At 40.0% G+C, this 23,973-nt stretch carries 21 protein-coding genes; 17 read left to right on the forward strand and 4 right to left on the reverse strand.

Annotated features, from left to right (window positions below; genetic code table 11):
- Positions 1–28: 28 nt before the first annotated feature.
- Positions 29–2,311 (reverse strand): GH92 family glycosyl hydrolase, encoded by a 2,283-nt coding sequence (locus G6053_RS03915; protein ID WP_165305615.1) that lies wholly within the window; start codon positions 2,309–2,311, stop codon positions 29–31.
- 142 nt (positions 2,312–2,453) lie between these two features.
- Between G6053_RS03915 and G6053_RS03920 the strand changes: the two genes are divergently transcribed.
- Complete coding sequence (locus G6053_RS03920) at positions 2,454–3,464, forward strand: LacI family DNA-binding transcriptional regulator (protein ID WP_108636001.1); 1,011 nt, start codon at positions 2,454–2,456, stop codon at positions 3,462–3,464.
- Here the strand turns inward: G6053_RS03920 and G6053_RS03925 are convergent.
- Positions 3,454–3,861, reverse strand: a complete 408-nt coding sequence (locus G6053_RS03925) for a methionine-R-sulfoxide reductase (protein ID WP_241254916.1) — start codon at positions 3,859–3,861, stop codon at positions 3,454–3,456. The two genes, G6053_RS03920 and G6053_RS03925, sit on opposite strands and share 11 nt — an antisense overlap.
- A 404-nt stretch (positions 3,862–4,265) precedes the next feature.
- On the opposite strand from G6053_RS03925, the gene G6053_RS03930 reads away from it, so the two are divergent.
- The 16 genes from G6053_RS03930 to G6053_RS04005 all read left to right on the forward strand — a co-directional run bounded on the left by G6053_RS03930 (position 4,266) and on the right by G6053_RS04005 (position 21,401).
- On the forward strand, positions 4,266–5,528 hold the full coding sequence (locus G6053_RS03930) for a cytochrome c3 family protein (RefSeq protein WP_165305616.1): 1,263 nt from the start codon (positions 4,266–4,268) through the stop codon (positions 5,526–5,528).
- Between the two features lie 37 nt (positions 5,529–5,565).
- On the forward strand, positions 5,566–8,580 hold the full coding sequence (locus tag G6053_RS03935) for a TAT-variant-translocated molybdopterin oxidoreductase (protein WP_165305617.1): 3,015 nt from the start codon (positions 5,566–5,568) through the stop codon (positions 8,578–8,580).
- A 29-nt stretch (positions 8,581–8,609) separates the two neighbouring features.
- Entirely contained in the window at positions 8,610–10,094 is a 1,485-nt protein-coding gene (nrfD, locus tag G6053_RS03940) for an NrfD/PsrC family molybdoenzyme membrane anchor subunit (RefSeq protein WP_077437920.1), read from the forward strand.
- Positions 10,095–10,100: 6 nt separating this feature from the next.
- Entirely contained in the window at positions 10,101–10,637 is a 537-nt protein-coding gene (locus G6053_RS03945; RefSeq protein WP_108635997.1) for a DUF3341 domain-containing protein, read from the forward strand.
- A gap of 106 nt (positions 10,638–10,743) precedes the next feature.
- Positions 10,744–11,259, forward strand: coding sequence for a cytochrome c (locus G6053_RS03950; RefSeq protein WP_313533445.1), 516 nt, complete (start codon positions 10,744–10,746; stop codon positions 11,257–11,259).
- A 19-nt stretch (positions 11,260–11,278) separates the two neighbouring features.
- Positions 11,279–12,514: a quinol:cytochrome C oxidoreductase gene (locus tag G6053_RS03955; protein ID WP_108635995.1), complete on the forward strand. Its 1,236-nt coding sequence runs from the start codon at positions 11,279–11,281 to the stop codon at positions 12,512–12,514.
- 43 nt (positions 12,515–12,557) lie between these two features.
- A complete protein-coding gene (locus G6053_RS03960) occupies positions 12,558–13,895 on the forward strand; it encodes a cytochrome c oxidase subunit II (protein WP_165305618.1) in 1,338 nt (445 codons plus the stop codon).
- A gap of 28 nt (positions 13,896–13,923) precedes the next feature.
- Complete coding sequence (locus tag G6053_RS03965) at positions 13,924–15,795, forward strand: cbb3-type cytochrome c oxidase subunit I (protein WP_181390647.1); 1,872 nt, start codon at positions 13,924–13,926, stop codon at positions 15,793–15,795.
- An 80-nt stretch (positions 15,796–15,875) separates the two neighbouring features.
- Positions 15,876–16,919 (forward strand): COX15/CtaA family protein, encoded by a 1,044-nt coding sequence (locus G6053_RS03970; protein ID WP_165305619.1) that lies wholly within the window; start codon positions 15,876–15,878, stop codon positions 16,917–16,919.
- Positions 16,920–16,992: 73 nt separating this feature from the next.
- A complete protein-coding gene (gene cyoE / locus G6053_RS03975; protein WP_108635991.1) occupies positions 16,993–17,898 on the forward strand; it encodes a heme o synthase in 906 nt (301 codons plus the stop codon).
- Positions 17,898–18,479, forward strand: coding sequence for a cytochrome c oxidase subunit 3 (locus G6053_RS03980; protein WP_108635990.1), 582 nt, complete (start codon positions 17,898–17,900; stop codon positions 18,477–18,479). Before cyoE ends, G6053_RS03980 begins: the two co-directional genes overlap by 1 nt.
- Positions 18,480–18,488: 9 nt before the next feature.
- Positions 18,489–19,223 (forward strand): cytochrome c oxidase subunit 3, encoded by a 735-nt coding sequence (locus G6053_RS03985; RefSeq protein ID WP_108635989.1) that lies wholly within the window; start codon positions 18,489–18,491, stop codon positions 19,221–19,223.
- A 27-nt stretch (positions 19,224–19,250) separates the two neighbouring features.
- Positions 19,251–19,628, forward strand: a complete 378-nt coding sequence (locus tag G6053_RS03990) for a cytochrome C oxidase subunit IV family protein (protein WP_077437911.1) — start codon at positions 19,251–19,253, stop codon at positions 19,626–19,628.
- 12 nt (positions 19,629–19,640) lie between these two features.
- Positions 19,641–20,375 (forward strand): SCO family protein, encoded by a 735-nt coding sequence (locus G6053_RS03995; protein WP_165305620.1) that lies wholly within the window; start codon positions 19,641–19,643, stop codon positions 20,373–20,375.
- Between the two features lie 4 nt (positions 20,376–20,379).
- Entirely contained in the window at positions 20,380–20,925 is a 546-nt protein-coding gene (locus tag G6053_RS04000) for a DUF420 domain-containing protein (RefSeq protein WP_165305621.1), read from the forward strand.
- A 20-nt stretch (positions 20,926–20,945) separates the two neighbouring features.
- Complete coding sequence (locus G6053_RS04005) at positions 20,946–21,401, forward strand: ABC transporter ATPase (protein ID WP_104384994.1); 456 nt, start codon at positions 20,946–20,948, stop codon at positions 21,399–21,401.
- Between the two features lie 166 nt (positions 21,402–21,567).
- On the opposite strand, the gene mtgA is transcribed toward G6053_RS04005, so the two are convergent.
- Both mtgA and G6053_RS04015 read right to left on the reverse strand, forming a co-directional pair.
- Positions 21,568–22,332, reverse strand: coding sequence for a monofunctional biosynthetic peptidoglycan transglycosylase (gene mtgA, locus G6053_RS04010; RefSeq protein WP_108635986.1), 765 nt, complete (start codon positions 22,330–22,332; stop codon positions 21,568–21,570).
- A gap of 52 nt (positions 22,333–22,384) precedes the next feature.
- Positions 22,385–23,911, reverse strand: coding sequence for a TlpA disulfide reductase family protein (locus G6053_RS04015; protein WP_165305622.1), 1,527 nt, complete (start codon positions 23,909–23,911; stop codon positions 22,385–22,387).
- Positions 23,912–23,973: the final 62 nt, after the last annotated feature.

A 23,973-nucleotide genomic window follows, 5' to 3' on the forward strand; every position in this document is an offset into this window, starting at 1 on the left:
CACTAATGTTATGCTGACAATTTTTCAGTTAATTATTGTCAATACTTGATGGCCTGTCTGCTTTATTTTTTCCAAAGTTCTTATTTGGCGTGGCGCTCATCTCGATCTCCATCTGACCCCCCTGTAGCAATTGCGCGTGTGTGATAAAAGTCTTGCTGTAAGGTTTTCCATCCAATTTGATGGATTTGATGTACGGGTTTGCTTTGCCTTGGTTTTTCACCGTTATTGCTAGGGTTTTACCATTTGGCAAATTGATGTTGGCGCGTTCCATCATCGGCGAGCCAAACACATAAACACCGCTCATCGCATTCAGCGGATAGAATCCCATTGCGGAGAAGACATACCAGGCGCTCATCTGACCGACGTCATCGTTACCACAGAGTCCTGCCGGTGTATTTGTATAGAAATCGGTCATCGCTTTACGCGCTAACGCTGCACCTTTCCATGGCTGTCCTGCATACGCATACAAATAAGGGATATGGTGATTGGGCTCATTGCCTTGCGCGTATTGTCCGATTAGTCCCGAGATATCTGGTGAGGCTTCGCCACCCAAATCCGAGGACATGGTTGTGAAGTAATCCAGTTTCTTCAAAAATTGTTGTTCACCACCAAAAAGATTGATCAATCCTGTGACATCTTGTGGTACCAACCAGGTATATTGCCATGCATTGCCTTCACAGTAATCGTTTTCACGGTGCTTGGCCATTAGTGGATCAAAGGGACGGCGGAAGTCGCCATTAACTTTTTTGCCGACAAAGTGGCCAACTTCTTTGTCAAAATATTGTTCGTAAAGCTTATAGCGTTTTTTGAAATAGGCGGCATCTTCTGTTTTACCAAGTTTCTCTGCTATTTTATAAGCACCAAAATCAGCGATAGCATATTCCAGTGCCCAGGCTACCGATTCATTCGGCATGCTGTCAATAGGGATATAGGTCAGGTCACGTGCGTATTTTAGGCCGTGATCATTGCCCATTGCTGTGGTCTTAACAGCTTCCCATACCAAAGGATAATCTTTCTCGTCAATGATTCCTTTTAAGAATGCATCGGCGATCACCGGAATAGCTGGCAGACCGACCATAGTATTGGTCTCATTGCCCTGCAGATGCCACATCGGTAACTTCCCTTGCTGTTGATAGATGGCAAGCATTGTCTTGATAAAATCCTGATTGATCTTACGGTCCTCAAGGATAGTCATTAAAGGATGAAGTCCGCGATAAGTATCCCATAAGGAGAATACGGTGTGATTGACAAAATCCTGCTTTTCGTAGACTTGTTTATCAGTACCCATATAATCGCCGTTTGCATCGTTGAAAATCGTAGGCGCGAAGTAAGTATGGTATAGCGCTGTGTAAAAGATCGTTTTTGTATCCTTATCTGCTTCAAACTGAATTTTGTTTAAGGTTTTGTTCCAGCGTAGATCTGCCTCCTGTTTTACTTTTTCAAAATTCCAGCCCGAAATCTCGGCATTAATATTATTTAGCGCATTGCTGGAGCTGACGGGTGAAATACCAACTTTAAGTTCAATGTTTTTATTTTTTGCGGCATCGAAAAAAAGTGCCGCTTTAATTGCTTGTCCCTTGAACGTGGTCTGACCAAATTTTTCGTCTTTGCCATCAAAGAATCTAACCTTTTGAATCGGTTGCGAAGTTTTTATGGCAAAGTATAGTTTTTGATCAGTTGCCCAGCCGGTAGAAAAGCGGTAACCAACGAATGTCGAATCATTGACTTGTTTGATATAAGTATCTGTAGGTTTATCCCAGTTGATATGATAACCCAGATCTACCAAAATATGGGCATTATCTGTTTTTTCGTAATGATATTGGTGATAACCGACGCGTTCTGTTGCTGTGAGATTGGCCTGAACTTTATAGTCATCCAGATAGGCACTGTAGAATCCAGGTTTAGCGACTTCATTTTCTTTTTTGAAGGATGAACCATAGCCAGTATTCATCTTATTGAATTCTGCTGGCGTTAATTGCAGTTTGCCATTCGCCGGAACAATCATCAGATCATTTAGATCGCCAATACCTGTTCCACTCAAATGCGTATGTGTAAAACCTAATATTTCCTGACTTTTGTAATTGTATCCGCTGCACCAATCCCAACCATTGAATTTATCCCAAACCTGTGGTATTTGGGTTGGGCCAAGTTGTACTGCACCTAAAGGTACATTGGCTCCGACAAAGACGTGTCCATGGTCCGCTGAGCCAATAAAGGGATTGACATATTGTGTTAAATTTTGTTGAGCTTGAACGCAAAATGGTAAGATTAGCGTGCCCAACACTGTTGTGATAAGCTTATTTCCTGTCATAGGTGTTGTATTCGGGTATTTGAAACTGCCTAAAATTAGTAAATAAAACCTTTTAGCGCAATTTTATTATTATTTTAGTAAATTGTCGTTAAATTTTTTACTTTAGTAATCTTCGAAATAAAACTTAACAAACCTACTCTACATGAAGAAACGTATTCTAATCAGTGATATCGCAAAGGCGTTGGGAATTTCTGTAACTACAGTCTCCTTTATTTTGAATGACAAGGCGAAAGAGAAGCGTATCAGTGAAGCGCTGACCAAGCGCGTATTGGATTATGTTAAGAAAGTAGGATATAAGCCGAATGAGTTGGCGAAAAGCTTGCGCACTGGAAAGACCAAGATTTTGGGGCTGATTATCGAAGATATCTCGAACCCATTTTTTGGAAATATCGCCCGTCTGATCGAAAGCAAGGTTTACGAGCAGGGATACCGCATTATCTATTGTAGCACAAATAACGATGTAGACAAGGCGAGGGAGTTAATTCAGATGTTTTACGACCGTCAGGTCGATGGTTTTATAATTACCCCGTCAGATGGCTTGGAAGATACTGTTAAGCAATTGCAGCAAAGTAATATACCCGTTGTACTCTTTGACCGCTATTTTCCGAACCTGGAAACAGATTATGTAGGGGCGGACAACTTTCAGGGGGCCTTTGATGCCACCAACCATCTGTGTCAGCAAGGGTATAAACGTATTGGCTTTGTGTCCTTATATTCCGACCAGACGCAGATGAAAGAACGCTCAGATGGCTACCTGAAGGCCATGGATAATAACAAACAGCAAAGTTTTATACAGAAAGTTCAAATGGATGCATCGGATGAGGAGGCAATGGACTCCCTGAAAGACTTTATCTGTGAGAACCGTTTGGATGCTGTGCTATTTTCAACCAATTATCTGGCAATTTCAGGGTTGAAAGCTTCAAAGAAATATAGTTTTGCTATGCCTGCAATGATTGCCTTCGATGATCATACTGTTTTTAAATTACTGGAACCTTCGATCACCGTTGTCTCTCAGCCGATCAAGGAGATCGCGGAAAATCTGATCAATATACTTTTACTTCGGCTGCAGGGAAAAATAAAAGCAACACGTAAGATGGTGTTGCCTTGTGAATTGAAAATTCGTGAGTCGACTAAAGCAAAGGTTAACGTGTAGTATCCGCGACGAATTTCATTGAAATGGAGTTGACACAATGGCGCGTATTTTTTGCCGTGAAGCCCTCCCCAAGAAAAACATGGCCCAAATGTCCTCCACATGCACTGCAGAGGATTTCTGTCCTACGGCCATCTGCATCCGTAATCCGGGTGACTGCACCGGGTATTTCGTCGTCAAAGCTCGGCCATCCACAGCCAGACTCGAATTTTGACTCCGAACGGTACAGTGGACTGTCGCAACGTCGACAAATATAGGTTCCCTTCACTTTATTGTCCAAAAGTGCTCCCGTAAAAGGACGCTCCGTCCCTTTATGCAGAATCACATATTCCTCTTCTTTGCTTAACGGGTTGTGTTTTTTATTCGTTTCCATCTTCGTAGTGTGTTTAATGTGTATCACGCTCTTAGAGAGCAATAAGCTATTAGGAGCAAGATGATACTTTCGCGATATCCGCGCATTTTTATGCTTATAAAGTTACGGAATTAATATGAAATAATGTTTTTTATGAGCTTGAATGGGCTTGATATTCAGCTATTTTAAATTGTCATAGTAATGTCTTATATTTGATTGAACGACGTAATGAAAAGTTGTAGCGAAAGAGCTACTTTTTACTATAATAGTGATTTCACGGTGGTTTAAAGGCAATTGTTTAGAATGATTATAAATTGATATTAAAGGTCACAAAATTGTCAGCGATTTATTAATAAATCATACTTTTGTGGCATTGTTAGGGGGGTAGTGGCTCCTTTAACCATGGGAGTTAATTTTTTACATTCACAAATAAATAGTATAAAGTGCTAAATATGAGAACTATCTCATCCGTTTTGGGAAGCCTTGCGAGGGTGGTGTCAACGAGTTTGATGCTATTATTTGCCGTTACGACGTTGCATGCGCAAGATGTCAAGGAAGGTGAAAAAATCTTCAAATCTAAGTGTACATCCTGTCACGCCATTGACAGAAAAGTAGTTGGTCCTGCGTTGAAAGGAGTTCCAGATACAAAATCTGAAGAATGGTTGATCAAATGGATTCGCAACTCTCAAGCTCTAATTGCTTCTGGTGATGCCGAAGCGGTTAAAATCTTTGAAGAGTACAACAAGTCTGTGATGACTTCTTTTACGGATTTATCTGATGATCAGATTAAATCGGTAATCGCGTTTATCAAAGATGCCTCAGTAGAGAAGCCGAAGGATGCTGCTGCTGGTGGCGCTGCTGCAAAAGATGACAATGCATCTATGTTCATGATCTTGGGTCTGATCGCTGTTGTTGTTTTGGCGGTTGTTGTGATCGTGGTGTTGAACCGTGTGATCCGTACCTTAGAAAATGTAATTGCTAAGAATCAGGAAGCTATTGCTGCGCAAGAGGAACCTGAGGATAATCAACGTTTTGTGAAGTTTGCGAAAGCATTCGTTAAAAACAAAAAATTGGTTGGATTTACCGTGTTGATGCTTGTTGCTCTGTTGGCAGTAGGTGGTTGGAAGACGATGTGGAACGTCGGTGTTCACGAAGGTTACAAACCTGTTCAACCTATTAAGTTCTCACACCAAATCCACGCTGGTGTAAATAAAATTGAGTGTCAATACTGTCACGGTGGTGCATTTAAATCTAAAAATGCATCTATACCATCGGCTAACGTATGTATGAACTGTCACAATACAATCACTGCTTCTGAGCATTATGATGGTGAGATCTCACCAGAAATCGCGAAGATTTACCGTGCGTTAGATTGGAATCCTGAGACACGTACTTATGGAAATAATCCAAAACCAATTCAATGGGTTCGTATCCATAACTTGCCTGATTTCGCTTACTTCAATCACTCACAACACGTTGTGGTAGCTGGAGTAGAGTGTCAGACTTGTCACGGACCGATCCAAAATATGGAAGAAGTATATCAATACTCTCCATTGACAATGAAATGGTGTGTGGACTGTCACAAAAAGACAGATATCAAATCGGATAATAAATATTATGAAGATCTGATTAAGGCACACGAAAGAATTAAGAAAGGTGAGAAAATGACTGCAGCCATGATCGGTGGTCTTGAGTGTGGTAAATGTCACTATTAATAATTATTTGAAATACGCAATCTTATATACAGCTTAAATGGATAGCAATAAAAAATATTGGAAAGGTTTGGAAGAGTTAAATCAAACTCCTGCTTTCGTTGAGGGAAGCAAGGGTGAGTTTGCCGAATCTATTCCTGTAGAAGATGTATTAAACGAAGCTGGCTTGAGTACTAAAACTCCTCGCCGTGACTTCTTGAAAGCATTAGGTTTTGGTTTGGGTGCTGTTTCTTTAGCGGCTTGTAACCGTACTCCTGTGCATAAGGCAGTTCCTTATTTGATTAAACCTGAAGAAGTAACTCCAGGTATACCTAACTACTATGCTTCGACATTCAATGGTCAGAGTATCTTGGTTAAAACGCGTGAAGGTCGTCCGATTAACGTTGAACCTAACCCGAATGCAATTGGTTTGAACCAAGGTTTGGATTCAACTACTGCTGCTTCTGTATTGGATTTATACGATGAGTCTAAATTGAAACAGGCGCAATTGAAAGGTCAAGATGTCGAGTGGTCTAAATTGGATGGGGAAGTTGTTAAAGCATTAACTGCAGCCGCATCTTCTGGCAAACAAATTACGATCGTTTCGAATACAGTAAACAGTCCTTCGACCTTGGCAGCTATCGCTGCTTTCGCAACGAAATTTCCTACAGTTAACCACGTACAATACGATGCTGTGTCTTACAGTGGTATTATTGAAGCAAATAAAGCTTCTTTTGGTAAAGCTGTAGTTCCTTCATACAATTTTGATAAAGCAAATATCATTGTTTCAGTTGCCGCTGATTTCTTAGGAACTTGGTTGGCAGGTGAAGAACATACACAACAATACGCTAAAAACCGTGACTATAAATCATTGAAAAATGGCAAAATGTCACGTCACGTACAATTTGAATCCGGTCTTTCGATGACGGGTACAAATGCGGATGCGCGTATCGCTATCAAACCTTCAGAAGAAGGTGCTACATTGATCGCTTTGTATAATGCAATCACTGGTCAATCACTGGCTGGCGCGACTGCAAACAAAAAAGCACAAAAAGGTGTGGCGCTGGCAGCAAAAGAATTGCTGAACAGCAAAGGCGCTGCCGTAGTTGTTGCCGGTTCAAACGATGTGAATGTTCAGGTATTGGTCAATGCAATCAACGTCGCATTGGGCGCTTACGGTACAATCATTGATTTAGATAATTATTCTAAACAATACCAAGGTTCGGATTCGTCTTTCCAAGCTTTCTTAGCTGCTGCAAAAGGCGGTCAAGTGGGGGTAGCGTTCTTCTTGAACAGTAACCCTGTATATGACTACTTCAAAGCGGATGACGTAAAAGCTGCATTGAAACAAATTCCTTTCACGCTCTCTTTCTCGCAACGTGCTGATGAAACAGCATCGGAGTTGACAGCGATCGCGCCTGCAAGTACTTTCTTAGAGTCTTGGGGTGACGCAAATCCGAAGGAAGGTTTGTACTCAATCGTTCAACCAACAATCAATCCTGTCTTCCAAACACGTCAAGTTGAGCAAAGCTTGTTGACTTGGGCAGGAAACACAACAGATATGTACAACTTCGTTAAGAACTTGTGGTCTACACAAATCTTAGCTGGTTCTACGAAAAACTGGGATGCTGTATTGCAAACTGGTTTTGAATATAAAGGTGCTAAAGCTGCGACTGCTCCTGCTTTTACAGGAAATGCTGCTGCTGCGGCTTCTGCTATCGAAGCTTCGAGCAAAGCAATCACTGGCGAGTTTGAATTGAAACTTTACGAGCCTTCTGCTCTTCGCGATGGTCGTTACGCAAACAATGCTTACTTACAGGAATTGCCTGATCCAGTATCTAAGGTAACTTGGGACAACTACGCTGCCCTAAATCCTAAAGATGCTGAAAAACTAGGCTTGGGTGAAGATGGTAAAGTAACTGTAAAAGCAAATGGTGTTGAATTGGAATTGCCTGTTGTACAACAACCAGGTCAAGCACAAGGAACCGTTTCAGTTGCTGTAGGTTATGGCCGTACGAAAGTTGGTAAAGCAGGTAATGAAGTTGGTAAAAACGCATTCCCGTTTGCTTCTATTATCAACGGTACTGTTCAAGGTGTTGCAAAAGCAACTGTAGCGAAAGCTTCTGGAACTTACCAATTGGCACAAACACAAACACACCACACGATCGAAGGTCGTAACGTGATTCGTGAGACTACGTTTGCGAAATACTTGAAAGATCCTAACTCTGAGGCGGGACGCTTTACAGATAATCACAAAACGTACGATTTGTGGAACAAATACGAGCAACCGGGTCACAAATGGGTGATGGCAATCGACTTGAACGCATGTACAGGTTGTGGTGCTTGTATCGTAGCTTGTAATGTGGAGAATAACATCCCTGTTGTAGGTCGTGATGAGGTTCGTCGTCGTCGTGAGATGCACTGGTTACGTATTGACCGTTACTATACAATCGAAGGCAAAGAAAAAGATCTTACAAAAGAGAAAGAAATTGCGAAAGCTTCGGCTGAATTGGATTTCGAAGATATCACTGTTGTTCACCAACCGATGTTGTGTCAGCACTGTGGTCACGCACCTTGTGAAACAGTTTGTCCGGTATTGGCAACAGTACACTCTTCAGAAGGTCTGAACCATATGGCTTACAACCGTTGTTTCGGAACGCGTTACTGTGCAAACAACTGTCCGTTCAAAGTACGTCGTTTCAACTGGTTCGCATACTGGAATGATTCTCGTTTTGACAACTACTTGAACAATGAGTTCACACAATTGGTATTGAATCCAGATGTGGTAACACGTTCACGTGGGGTAATGGAAAAATGTTCAATGTGTATCCAACGTATTCAAGGTGGTAAATTGCAAGCTAAGATCGAAAATCGCAAAGTGAAAGATGGCGATATCAAGATGGCTTGTCAACAAGCATGTTCGGCAAATGCAATCATCTTTGGTGACGCTAACGATCCAGAATCAGAAGTATCCAAAGCATTGCGCAATGAGCGTGTTTATTACGTACTTGAGGAAATCAATGTTCAACCGGGTATCGGTTATATGACAAAAGTTAGAAACACTTTTGAGGCGTAATCTTGTACAATATTTGAAATAAAATTACTATGTCATCGCATAACGAATCAATATTAAGAGAACCATTAATGACCGGTAAAGACATCACGTATGCAAAAATTACGGATGATATCTTACTACCGGTTGAAAATAAACCAAATAAAGCATGGTGGATTGGTTTTACCGTTGCTGTATTAGGAGCTTTATTATGGGTAGTTAGCGTTAGTTATACCTTTTGGACAGGTATCGGCGCTTGGGGTCTGAATAAAACTGTAGGCTGGGCCTGGGATATCACCGACTTCGTATGGTGGGTTGGTATCGGTCACGCTGGTACGTTGATTTCAGCTGTATTATTAATTTTCCGTCAGAACTGGCGTAACTCAATCAACCGTTCCGCAGAGGCGATGACGATCTTTGCGGTAATTTGTGCGGCTACTTACGTTGTCGCTCACATGGGTCGTCCTTGGTTGGCTTATTGGATTTTCCCACTTCCAAATCAGTTTGGATCACTTTGGGTAAACTTCAACTCTCCATTGGTATGGGATGCGTTTGCGATCTCAACATACTTCACGGTATCCTTGGTATTTTGGTACTGTGGTTTGTTGCCGGATATCGCGACTATCCGTGACCGTGCTACTGGATTAAAACAAAAGATTTATTCTGTATTATCATTCGGTTGGAATGGTTCTGTGAAGACTTGGCAACGTTTTGAAATCGTGTCATTGATCTTGGCAGGTATTTCAACACCACTGGTACTTTCTGTACACACCATCGTATCCATGGACTTTGCAACTTCGGTTATCCCTGGATGGCATACGACGATCTTCCCGCCATATTTCGTGGCAGGTGCGATCTTCTCGGGTTTCGCGATGGTACAGACTTTATTGTTGATCTTACGTAAAGTAATGAACTTTGAAAACTACATCACGATGTTCCACATTGAGTCGATGAATATCATCATCATGACGACTGGTTCTATCGTAGGTGTGGCTTACTTAACAGAGTTGTTTATCGCGATGTACTCTCGTTCAGAATACGAAATGTATGCGTTCGAGAACCGTATGTTGGGTCCATACGCATGGGCATACTGGTCGATGATGACTTGTAACGTAATTTCTCCACAGTTATTCTGGTTCAAAAAAATCCGTACAAGTATTCCGATCTCATGGATCTTATCTATCGTGGTAAATATCGGTATGTGGTTTGAGCGTTTCGTAATTATCGTGACTTCATTGCACCGTGATTACTTGCCTTCATCTTGGGCAATGTTCTACCCGACTTGGACAGACGTAGGTATCTTTGTAGGTTCAATTGGATTATTCTTTACGTTATTCTTGTTGTTCTTACGTTTCTTACCGGGTATAGCAATTGCCGAAGTTAAGTTGTTGTTGAAATCATCATCATTACAACACAAAACGAAATTGGCTCAGGAAGGTGCATTCCCTGCAGAGCAAGTGGAGTACTTCCAGGAATCATTGGAGAAATATGATTCAGTGACAGAAGAAGAGATTAAAGAATTATCAGTTAGAAAATAATCAGCAATGAGCAATACAAAATATATATTAGGTAGTTTTGCGGATCCGGATGACATGATGCATGGGATCGACAAGTTGCAAGCAAACAATATAAGTATTTATGACTGCTTTACTCCGATGCCTATCCACGGTATCGAAGCGAAGTTAGGTGTGAAACCTTCTCGCTTGCCTATCGCAGCATTTTGCTTTGGAGCATTGGGAACGACATTAGGTTTTAGTTTATTGTATTATACCATGGTATACGATTGGCCAATGAATATTGGTGGTAAACCATCTTTTGCAATGCCAAACTTTGTTCCTGTAACATTTGAGGTTACCATCTTATTGTGTGCTTTGGGTATGGTTGCTACATTTTTCTTCCGTAACCACCTGTTCCCGGGACGTACACCTCGCGTGATGGACTTGCGCGCAACTGATGATCGTTTCATCCTTGCAGTAGATGCCAAAGAAAATGCAGATCACGCTTTGATCGATAGTTTATTGAAAGAAGCGGGTGCTGTTGAAGTTAAGTACAATGATAGAAAATATGTTAGCTATGAATAAGAAGAATTTACTTGGAACTGTATGCGCAGCTGTAGCATTAACAGCACTTGTTTCTTCTTGTGGTGATAAAACAACTCGTAGTACAGGTTTGGAATTTTCCCGTAACATGTACGATCCGCTTGCGTTCAATCCGGATCAACCCAACGCGAATTTTGCTGATGGAAAAACAGCGCAAACTCCGCCAAAGGGTACCGATCCAGTTGGATTCACTCGTTTCGAGTATGCCAATACATTAGAGGAGTACGAACGTGCGGGACGGGAAGTTAAAAATCCTTTGGTTGTCAATGCAGAAAACCTTGAAAAAGGAAAGGCGTTGTTCACCACGTACTGTTCGGTATGTCACGGACCGGAAGGTAAAGGTGACGGACCGCTGACGAAAGATCGTAGTGTAACTGATTCTAGAGGTACCCGTCAATTAGAGAACTTTCCGCCGCCACCGTCTTATCATAGAACGGATGCGGCAAACTCTTCGAGAGGTGGTTTGATGGCTGACTTGACAGATGGTAAAATCTACCATACGATTTATTACGGACACAACTCCATGGGATCGCATGCATCGCAATTGTCTCCAGAAGAGAGATGGAAAGTTGTTATGTATGTTCACGAATTACAAAAGAAATAATCTAACATCAGATATATAAATGGGAACTCACAGTCATCATCACGATTATAATTTCAACGAGCGATACGAGTTTGCTGGCAAAGCTAAAATGTTCAGTATTATCGCTGTTGTACTAGGCGTAGCTGCTGTAGCTTTCGGGTTGCTTTCGGGCGATTCGCATACTGTAGAGCGTACTTACGCCAACTTGTTATTGATGGGTTATTACTTTACATGTGTATGCGCAGCTGGAGCATTCTTCGTTGCCTTGCAATATGTAACACAGTCTGCATGGTCTGCAGGTCTGGTACGTATACCTCAGGCTATGGCAGGTGTTTTACCAATTGCATCCTTGATCTTACTAGTTATAGTGGGCTTAGGTCTGACTACACATAACTTGTATCATCACTGGCATGCAGATGGTCTATTAGACCCCAATCATGCAAATTATGACCCTATTATCGAAGGAAAATCAGCTTACTTAAATGTACCTTTCTTTTTGACTCGTCAAATTGTATTCATGGGTATCTATAGTATTTTTGCCGTTGTCCTTGCGAAACTTTCTTATAAAGAGGATTTAGAAGGCGGTTTGACATCTTACAAAAAGTCATTCAAACTGTCGGCAATCTTCTTGGTTATCTTTGGATTTACAACACCAATTTGGGCATTCGATACAATCATGTCCCTAGAGGCACACTGGTTTTCTACGATGTTCGGATGGTACAACTTCGCAGCAATGTGGGTGAGTGGTATTTCATGTATCACGATTATCGTTGTTGTACTGAAGAAAGCTGGTTATATGAACTGGGTGAACGAAAATCATTTACACGATTTGGGTAAATTGATGTTTGGTTTCTCCATCTTCTGGACTTATGTTTGGTTTGCACAATTCATGTTGATTTGGTATTCGAACATTCCTGAGGAAACAGTTTATTTCTACAAACGTTGGGAACCTGAATACAAACCTTGGTTTTGGTTGAGTATTATCATTAACTTTGTGTCTCCATTGCTTATATTGGTAGATCGCGATGCTAAACGTAAACAAAATGTTATGTTGTTCGTAGCGATCCTATTGTTGGCAGGTCACTGGCTTGATTATTATATCATGGTTATGCCTGGTACTGTTGCTGAACATAGAGGATTTGGTATCATTGAAATCGGAACTGCACTTGGTTTCTTAGGTTTGTTCATCTTTTTAGTGATGAGTAAATTAAGCAAACAAGCCTTGGTGCCTAAAAATCATCCTTTCTTGGATGAGAGTTTACATCACCAGATATAGTTTCACTTTTAAAGGAAGGTTACGTAAAAACGTTATAAAAGAAATGAGCTTTAAATTAAATAATAGATTCAAATCCATCTCGGGTTTTGTGCTTGCACTAGGGCTGCTTTTTGCAAATCCTATTCTTGCAAGTCAACAAGATACAGTAGCATCTGATTCTGCTAAAGTGGCGACTACAGCGGTAGCTGCCCCTGCAGCAACGGATTCGGTTGCAAAAGATACAACAGCGGCAGCAGGTGCTGCTGCTGTTGCATCTGCTAGCTCTACTACAGAGGCTAGCGCAGCTGCTCCTGCTGTTGAAGAAGTGAAGCAAATAGACCCTCAGGTTTATAAAAACTTCACATACTATGTGTTATTGTTCTTAGTCATTTGTACAATCGTTGCCGTTATTGGCAAGGTACTTTCGATCTACGAATTGACACGAAAAATGAACGGTAGATACAATCCTTTTGCGAATAACACATTCCAATCGGCATTGTTGTTTGTCTTCTTGGTTGTATTTCTTTACGGTGTCTACTGGTCATACGTACATTGGGGAGCCGCATATTGGCGATCTGCGGTGACAGAACATGGTGAACGTATTGATACCATGTTTATCATCACAACGGCAATTACAACATTTGTATTGGTTATCACACATATTTTGTTGTTGACTTTTACATTCTTGTACCGCATGCGTGCAAAACGTCAAGCCTATTATTATCCGCATAACAATGCAATTGAAAAGCTTTGGACAATTGTTCCGGCTGTGGTTTTGACCGTATTGGTATTGTTCGGTTTCTTTACTTGGAGATCGATTACAAATGTTCCAGAGGATCTTCAAAAATCTGCATTGCAAATTGAAGTATTGGGCGAGCAGTTCCAATGGAATGTACGTTACCCTGGTACAGATGGCGTTATTGGTAAACGTAATTACAAAATGACGACACCAACAAATCCTTACGGGATCGATTTTAATGATAAAAATTCATGGGATGATATTCAAGGTTCTGAGATTTGGTTACCTGTAAACAAACCAGTTCGTTTCCATATCGTTTCAAAAGATATTATTCACTCTTTCTTTATTCCAGATTTCCGTGTTCAAATCAATGCGGTACCCGGAATGACCAACTATTTCCAATTCACACCTACTGTAACAACAGAAGAAATGCGTGATCGTTTGGGAGACTACAACTATGATTTTGTGATGTTATGTAACAAGATCTGTGGATCTGCTCACTGGAACATGCAAAAGAAAGTGGTTGTTGTAACTGAGGCACAATATAAAGAGTGGTTAGCTAAACAAAACAAATATTTTACTGAAGACCTACAAAAGGAATTCAGTGGTAAAACGGCTGACGTAAAAAAGGATAGCGTACAAGTTACAGCATCTTTGAACTAATTAAGAATTTTTGAATATAAAATCGAATATGTCAAGTACAGTAATATCGCATAGCGCTGAACATCACGATTCGCACGGACATCATCACGAGGAATCATTCATCAGAAAGTATATCTTTTCTGGTGACCACAAGATGATTGCCAAGCAATTCTTGATCACTGGTATCATCATGGCAGTTTTTGCGATGCTTTTATCAGTATTATTCCGTATCCAGTTAGCATGGCCGGATAAAGAATTCCCTATATTAGAAGTATTCTTGGGCAAATGGGCTGAAGGTGGCCGTATTAAGCCGGAGTTTTTCCTTTCCTTGGTGACGATCCACGGTACTGTCATGGTATTCTTCGTGTTGACAGCGGGTCTATCGGGTACATTCAGTAACTTATTGATTCCATATCAAATCGGTGCGCGCGATATGGCGTCGCCTTTTATGAATATGTTATCCTACTGGTTGTTCTTCATTGCATCAGTAATCATGATCGCTTCTTTCTTTGTAGAGAGCGGACCTGCTTCTGCTGGTTGGACAATCTATCCACCATTATCGGCTGTACCAACAGCAATCGCTGGATCTGCGACTGGTATGACTTTATGGTTGGTGAGTATGGTTCTATTCGTCGCTTCACAGTTGATCGGTGGTATCAACTACGTAAGTACGATTTTGAACATGCGTACAAAAGGTATGGATCTATGGAAAATGCCTTTGACAATCTGGGCGTTTTTCTTAACTGCAATCGTGGGTATGTTGTCATTCCCAGTCTTGGTATCTGCAGTGGTTCTTTTGATTTTTGACCGTGCCGCTGGTACGTCATTCTATTTGTCTGATCTAGTTGTACAAGGACAGATTTTACCTAACGAAGGTGGTTCTCCAATTTTGTTCCAGCACTTATTCTGGTTCTTGGGTCACCCTGAGGTATATATCGTCGTTATGCCTGCATTAGGTTTGACTTCTGAGGTTATTGCTACAAACTCACGTAAACCAATTTTCGGTTACCACGCCATGGTTTACTCGTTGATCGGTATCACCGTGTTGTCATTTATCGTATGGGGTCACCATATGTTTGTGACAGGTATGAATCCGTTCTTAGGTGGTGTATTTATGATTACAACGTTGATTATTGCCGTTCCTTCGGCTGTTAAGGCATTTAACTACCTAGCAACTTTGTGGAAAGGTAATATCCGTTTTACACCTGCAATGATGTTTGCTATCGGTTTGGTATCTTTCTTTATCTCCGGTGGTTTAACAGGATTGTTCTTGGGTAACGCAGCATTGGATATCAACTTGCATGATACGTATTTCGTTGTAGCCCACTTCCACTTGGTAATGGGATCTGCTTCCATCTTCGGTATGCTTTGTGGGGTCTACCATTGGTATCCTAAAATGTTTGGCCGTATGATGAACACGAAATTGGGTTATTTACACTTTTGGTTGACTTTCATCGGTGCTTACCTGGTATTCTTCCCAATGCACTTTATGGGTATTGATGGTGTGCCTCGTCGTTATTATGCATTTACCGAGTTTGCTTTCATGGCAAAATGGGTTTCTGTGAATCAATTGGTTACTTGGGCGGCTATCATTGCTGCTTTGGGACAGGTTGCATTTTTATGGAACTTCTTTTACTCGATCTTCTTCGGTAAGAAAGCAACACAAAATCCTTGGCAATCAAACACCTTGGAATGGACTACTCCGGTAGAACATATTCACGGTAACTGGCCGGGAGAAATTCCAACAGTACACCGTTGGCCTTACGATTACAGTAAGCCAGGTCATGGTGAGGATTTCATTCCTCAAGATGTTCCTTTCTCTGAAACAATGAGCTCGAATTTGCCTCATGATTTTGAAGGAGACGAGGAAGCTGAGCGTATCCAGGCAGAATGGAATGCGCAGAATGGTAGAAAAGACTAATAAGATTTAATGAAATAGAGTAGGGCTTGTACCTACTCTATTTTATACAAGTTTGTATTTTAAGAGGTAGGGGTAGTATTATGTTTCCAGCTGCTGAAAAGCGATTTATAAAGACCAATTTTGTTACGATTATCGTACTGTTTATGGTCATTATTGCTGGGGGTGTTGTACGGAGTACAGGTTCAGGCATGGGATGTCCAGATTGGCCAAAATGTTTCAACCGTATTATTCCACCCACAGATATTTCCCAATTACCGCAAGGATATGAACAACATTATATCGAAGGGAGAGCAAAGAAGAATGAACGTTTCGCCAAGATTGTAGAATTTTTTGGTGATAAGGAAATGGCTTACAAGCTTCGTACCGACAAAAGTATTTTGCAGCATGAGGAATTTAATGTTGCGAAGACCTGGACGGAGTATATCAATCGTTTGGTAGGTGTTATTTCCGGATTTTGTTTATTGTTTACCGCCATTTATTCCTTCACATATATAAAATCAAAAAGTTCGATCGTTGTTTGGTCAGTGATTAATCTTTTTGTTGTGGTTATTCAAGCTTGGTTGGGTTCGATCGTCGTATCGACTAATTTGATGCCATGGATTATCACTGTACATATGCTCTTGGCGCTTGTAATTGTTTGTATTAGTATATACACTTACTTTAAAGCAGTTACTTTACGTGATAAGACCATATTGGTTAATCGTTCTTTAAGCGTATTGAAAGTTCTGGCATTGGCATCGATATTATTGATGTTAACGCAAGTGATCGTCGGAACGGGTGTTCGGGAGGAAGTTGATCTATTGACTGGTTCCAACATTGCCCGTGCCGATTTTATAACAGCTATTGGCCAACAATTTGAAGTGCATCGATGGTTGGCATATTGTTCTTTGATTTTAGTTATTGTATTATTCTTTTTGGTCCGCACAAGTTTCAATACAGGATCTAAGCAGTTTAAATTTGCTTTAATCGCATTGATCCTCGTGGGTATCCAAATGCTATCAGGAATTATCTTAGCTCGATTTGCAATACCGGCATTTGCGCAGACAACACACTTGGTTATTGGGACACTTTTGTTTGGTGCTCAATTTTATCTGTTGTTGCTGTTAAATAAGCAGAGGCATTAATTTTGAAATTCGAGATGTTTATGTTAAAAACTATGTGTTTGAATACACTGGTAGTAGGAGGTCTCTTTTAATTATGAAAGAATTTATTTCAGATTTTAAAAAGCTCGTTAAGTTAAGACTTACGTTGACGGTGGTATTCTCCGCCTCAATAGCTTTTCTGATAGGATCAAAACAACAGGGTGAAATTTTCTGGATCAATTGGTTGTTGTTGACTGTAGGCGGTTTTCTGGTAACAGGTTCTGCCAATGGTTTTAACGAGATCATCGAAAAAGATTTGGACAAATTGATGAAACGTACGGAGGATAGACCGTTACCTTCCGGTCGGATGACAACTGGTCAAGCTTTGGTATTGAGCGTCTTTATGGGCATACTGGGTACCTTGGTATTGGTTCGCTTAAATTTTGTGGCGGGCTTATTGTCGGTATTTTGTATCCTACTTTATGCATTCATCTACACACCTTTAAAAAGAAAATCACCAATAGCCGTTTTTGTAGGGGCTTTTCCGGGCGCATTTCCACCATTAATTGGTTATTATGCAGCCTTTTCACAGGATGATCTTGCCTATTACAGTGGACACAACGAAGCCGCGATTATTATTATTCCCTTTGTTTTGTTCGCGATTCAGTTTTTATGGCAGTTTCCACATTTCTGGGCAATCGCCTGGGTTGTGGATGATGACTATAAATTGGCTGGTTTTAGGTTGTTACCAACTACAAAACGTGATAAGATATCGGCCTTTATGGTATTCATTACAGGATTGTTAATGATTCCTGCTGGATTTATACCTTATTATTTTGGCTTTGGTGGAATTTGGTTTACGATAGTGTCCGTCATTGGTGGATTGATGTTTGGGTATTATGGCTATTTGCTTTTTAGGAATTGTGATATTCCTTCGGCAAAGAAAGTTATGTTTACATCTTTCATCTATTTACCTGTTACACAACTCGTATTATTGCTTAACTTTATTCCTTTGAAATAATGTTAGATATACAGGCACAGACTGACGAGAAGTTAGTACAGAGAAAAGCTCAGAAATTCAACCTTTGGTTGGGTATGCTGGGTATGTTCATGATGTTTGCTGCGTTATCCAGTGGTTTCATTGTATATACAGCGAGTGGCGTGGACAAAGGGATCAAGACCCTATTACCAAATGCACTGTTGTATAGTACAATTGTGATTGCGGTAAGTAGTCTTACGATGTTTTTAGCGCATAAAGCTGCTAAAAATGGTGATTCTTCCAAACAAAAGGCATTGTTGATGGTCACTTTTGTTTTGGGTATCGTATTTTTTGCGTTACAGGTACATGCTTGGAACGTATTAATCGAAAGAGGTGTTTATTTTGTGAATAACAACGCATCCCAATCGTTTATTTACGTTTTTATTTGGATGCACTTGGCACATATTATTGCGGGTTTGATCGTTTTGATTGGCGCGATTATAGGAGTTAACAAACTTCCTAAGGACGGCAATCTTTTCCGCATGGATCTTGCCAGTATTTTTTGGCATTTTCTCGATCTTTTATGGATTTATATATATGTTTTCTTACTTTTGAATCAATAATAGTAAACAATGAGTACAACAGTATCGCAATTGGATAAGGTAAAAACTGGTCCATGGAATGGTGGAAAATCACCTTGGAACTTAGAGTATGGAAAAATCATGATGTGGTTTTTCTTGGTAGGGGATGCCTTCACATTTTCTGCATTTTTGGTTTATTACGGCGCACAACGCTTTTCTCACCCAACTTGGCCAGATCCTGATAAGATTTTCCAATCTATCCCGGGTATTGCGGAGCATGGTCAACCTTTGGTATTCGTGGGTTTGATGACCTTTATCTTGATTATGTCTTCGGTAACGATGGTTTTGGCCGTTGAAGCTGGTCACCGTAATCAAAAAAATGAAGTTGTTAAATGGATGCTATGGACAATTTTGGGAGGTATCTGTTTCGTAGGTTGTCAGGCTATCGAGTGGACTCACTTACACCACATGGGTTTCTGGTTTGGTAAAAATCCAGCTACAGGTTTAGAAGGTGATGCGATTAAAACCGCGTTGTTGCCATACTTTACACACGATATTTCCTATACGTCGGCCTTGCAATTTGCAAACTTGTTCTTCACGATTACAGGTTTCCACGGTTTCCACGTTACTGTAGGTATTATATTAAACATCATCATTCTTTGCATGACGTTGAATAATACTTTTGAAAATCGTGGTTCTTATTTAATGATTGAAAAAGTAGGTTTATATTGGCACTTTGTGGATTTGGTGTGGGTATTCGTATTTACATTCTTCTACTTAATCTAATCACTGTATTATTAATTTTAGATCGCTATGTCACAATATCAAGATAATATCGCTCACGGAGAGCATGCTCACGAAGGTGGGATGGATAAGAAAGCCATCTGGAGAGTATTTGGCGTACTTTTGGCGCTTACTTGTCTAGAGTTCTTAATTGCATTAGGTTTTGTTCACCACTGGCAAATTTTAGCCAAAGGTGCATTGGTAAATACTATTTATATCGTTTTAACTTTGGTTAAAGCATATTATATCGTTGCATTCTTTATGCACTTAAAATTTGAAAAATCGAGTTTCATCGTTACAGTATCAATAGTCTTTATTTTTATTATTTATTTTATCGTCCTAATGCTAGTTGAGGGAGGTTTCTTGGCTGGTGCTTTTCAGGAGCATCAATTGTTTCCAAATAAATAGATAAAGTGAATAATGGATAATAATAATACTGGACAAAAGAAAGGTATTAAAACTATATTGATCCTGGCAGTAATTCTTTTATTGCCAGGATTTTTATATTTTATACTAAATAAAAGTGGTTCCAATAGCTACGTTTCCTTACCTATTTTCGGTAAAAAGGAGGTTCCCGGAACAACACACCGTAAATGGGGACGTGATATTCCCGATACCATTTATCATACCGTTCCGCCCGTTGATTTTGTGAATTATGACGGCATGCCTGTGCGCCTATTGGATAGTGATACGACCTTGTCCGTGGTACATTTGATGTATTCAAGAGATGCTTCATTGTCGCGAATGATGGTGAAGAAGCTGGATCAGATTGCCAATCGCTTTATTCATAATAAAAAGGTAAAACTGTATTCGATCACCGTGGATACTGCGTACGATACGCCGGAGGTTCTGACGAAATACGTAAAAGTTTACAAACCTTGGACTAAATCCTGGTTTTTTGTGACAGATCCTAATGTCGATATTTTTAAATTTGCCAAAGAGAGTTTATTACAGGATGCGTTGGTAAACAGTGATAAGAACAAGCCATTTATTATCGGTTCGAATTATCTCTTGCTTGACACAAAAGGACGGATTCGCGGCATGTATGATATTAATGTAAAGACAGATGTCGATCGTCTTGAAGACGAAATTAAGTTACTGTTGGTGGAAGAAATCCGAAACCATCCAGCCACAATAGAACAAAAGAGATTTTAACATTATGGAAGAGAGCCTTATTAAAGAAAAAAAGTATAGTAAGTGGATTTGGTTGCTGTCTATTGTGATTCCAATAGTTGTCGCTGTTTTGTTTACTGTGAATTTACAAAAGCTAGGTTATGACGTGAAGCCATTGACTTTTCTGCCGCCGATTTATGCGACGATCAACGGAGTAACCGCGGTGTTGTTATTTTGGGCGGTAGCTGCAATAAAGAAGGGGAATAAAACTTTGCACGAACGTTTGATTAAATGTTGTATTGCCTGTTCCTTAGCCTTTTTGGCAATGTATGTGGCCTATCACATGACATCTATTGAAACAAAATATGGAGGAGAGGGAATTTTAAGACCAATCTATTTCTTTATATTGATCACACATATTCTCTTGTCTATTATAATCATACCGTTTGTTCTTTTTACTTTTGTAAGAGGTATTTCGGGATCTTATGCGCGACACAAAAAGTTGGCACGGATCACTTACCCCATGTGGCTCTATGTTGCAGTGACAGGCGTCATTGTTTATTTGATGATTTCACCCTATTATATAGGTTAATTTAATAAAGGAGAGTGCTTATGAAACGTATTTGGATATATCAAGCTGATCGCATCCTCACGGTTGAGGAGGGACAACAAATAGAAGTTGAACTATCGGCTTTTGCTGAGCAGTGGAAAGTGCATGGTAAGCCCTTGTCTGCCTCTGCTGAACTGCGCGACAACCTTTTTATTATTCTAAAGGTTGATGAGGATATTGCTGCGGCTTCAGGTTGCTCTGTAGATAGTTCGGTTCGTTTTCTGAAAGGTATAGAAGAAAAGTACGGAGTACAACTCTTCGATCGTATGCAATTTGCGTATAAATCGGCTAGCGGCGTCGCGGTAGTCAACCGTTCAGGTTTTGAAAGATTATTGGCCGCAGGTGAAATAAATGATAACACACTCGTGTTTGATAATACAATTACTTACGAGCACCAATTGGATAACGCTTGGGTGGTTCCTTTTAAAGAGAGCTGGCACAAAAGATTATTTGCATAACGAAAAGAGGATATAAAAAAACGCCATTCATAGAAATGGCGTTTTTTTATGGTGTTACGAGATCGTAGTGAACTGTATAATAAAGGAATTGATCTGCATTCCATCCGCTGTTGCGCCAGATCACTGAAATCTCCAAATTTAACGCTAAGATCCAATCCGGGTATTCCTATTCCGGAATGGTATAATGATGCATATACTTTGCAATTGCATTTGCTCTTCTGTTGACATAAGAAGAAGGATTACGCGCATCCCATTCGCGGGGATTTGGCAGGATTGCGATAATCAATGCCGCTTGTTTTTTGGACAGATTGCTTCCGGTTTTGCTAAAATAGTATTCAGCAGCTGCATCTGCTCCATAAACTCCCTGTCCCATTTCAATGACATTGAGATAGACTTCAAGAATACGTTTTTTACTCCAGAAGGTTTCAATGAGTACCGTGAAGTAGGTTTCAAATCCTTTTCTTAACCAAGAGCGACCTGGCCAGAGAAAGACGTTTTTGGCAACCTGCTGACTGATTGTACTTCCGCCACGGAGCTTTTTACCCTGTGCATTTTTCTTGATGGCATTTTGGATACCTTTTAGGTCAAAACCCCAGTGCGTCATAAAATGGGCATCTTCACCAGCAATGGCCGCTAGCTTTAAATTGTCCGAAAGTTCGTCGTAACTCAACCAGTTCTTTTCCAGTTTAAACCCTTTACCCTGTTCCTTGAGTTCAAAGCCACGTTGAATCATCAGCCAGGTAATAGGTGGGTTAATAAAACGTAAGCTTATTACCCAAAAAAGGCTGATGCCAATAAAATAGAGGACGACTCTGCTTATGATGCGCAGAACGGGTGATTTGATAGACTTCAACGGATTGAAGGAAACTTTCTTAAAGGTATTTTTTTGTTTGCTGGCTGTATTTTGCTTACCAGATCTTTTGATGGCCATATCATTACAAAATTTGTGCAAACATAACATCAAAAAGTTATACTTCCATGTATTACTTCATCATTTCTTTTAATTTTTCCAAAGTTACACCACTCATCCACGATATGGCTTTTGTATCTATTTCGCCATTCGGTTTTATAACGACATATGTTGGAAATCCGGAACGGTTAAATAGGGAAAATAGTTCGCTAATCAGATTATTTTCAACAAAGAGATGGGTGCCTGGCTGTTCCAGCTCTGCTACTTTGTTGATCCACTTTTGTTGGTCAGAGAAAGCGTCCGTACAGAGGTAAATAAATTCTACCGGAACTTTTTCCTCCTTTGCTTGGTGATGTAGTTTTTTGCTATAGGGCATCTGATCAAGACAGGGCATACACCAGGTCGCCCATATATCCAATAAGATAAGTTTGTTTGGATATTTTGCCTTGACGGTTTGAAGAAGCTCGGTACCAGTTTTCGTATTGTTCACTGATAATGCTGCATCGAAAGGGAACTCTTTTATTAATGTGCCGAAAGAGCTTTGTACTGATTTTGTAGGTGCAGTGTCGAGCATACTTTTTAGTTTTTCCTGCTTTGCTGTTAAATTCTTTATTTCAATACCGAGGTTTTCCTTGGCCCATGCACTTCTTAATTTGGGCAGTAAAGTACTATACATGGTATTTTGTATTTGGATATCATTATCCTCGAATTTTAGGTTGACGATATCAGCATAATTTTCTGAAAAAATGTTGGTAATATAATCGGATACTTTAACAACGTCGTCACGACTTTCGTTGTCCGGATAGAGGACATATTTGGTATAGTAATTTAGAATTCGGCAATACTCGCTAACTTCATTGGAAATGGAGTAAATTGGGATTAATAGATCATCGCCGATTTCTTTTTTGATTCTATTCGTCAAATAGTAATTCAACAGTTTGTAGGTGTACTGTGCATTGGTCACCGCATCAATTAACGGTTTGCAAGTCGTACTGTAAGCTTTATAAAATGCTGTATTTGTATTTCTTTGAATCGTAAATAATGAGTCTAATTTTTTCTGAAATTGGGGATCTTTGGGTTCGAGCTTTCGCAGAGGTTTATAAAAATCGGGATTATGTTCCTTATCGAATAAAATGTACGCATTCATCTGTCGATTTACTTCTGCATCTTTTCCGGAAAAGGAAATGCCATCGCCGATCATGTAAACGTTGTTCTTCTTCAGCTTCTCTAAATCAAAGGTGAGTTCTAAATCCTCTTGAAGATAAAGGCAGGTATAAGCATAGTCACCCAAGCTGAACCAAACTTGCTGATAGGGCACGTTATGCGTTTGTGTAAATTCGAATGTGCCATCAGCATTCATCGGTATAGTTGCTTTACTTTGATGTGGCCCCATCAAATTGACGATACTGTATTGTATTTGGATTTTAGATAAGTCTTCCTGATTAGCATTTAATATTTTACCCGTCACTTTCGCCAGTTGCTTTTTGCTCAATTGATCATAGGACTTATCTGCTAGGGAAATTGGTTCGAGATTCTTTTGTGCATAAAGCATACATGATAGCCATAATGGCAGCAATAAGGCAATAATATAGATTTTCATAATATGTGGTTTATATGTAAGTCAAATATATTAATTTAAAAAAATCATATCTTCTTAATTAA

This window comes from Sphingobacterium sp. DR205 (genome assembly GCF_011064245.1).
Taxonomy (GTDB): domain Bacteria; phylum Bacteroidota; class Bacteroidia; order Sphingobacteriales; family Sphingobacteriaceae; genus Sphingobacterium; species Sphingobacterium athyrii.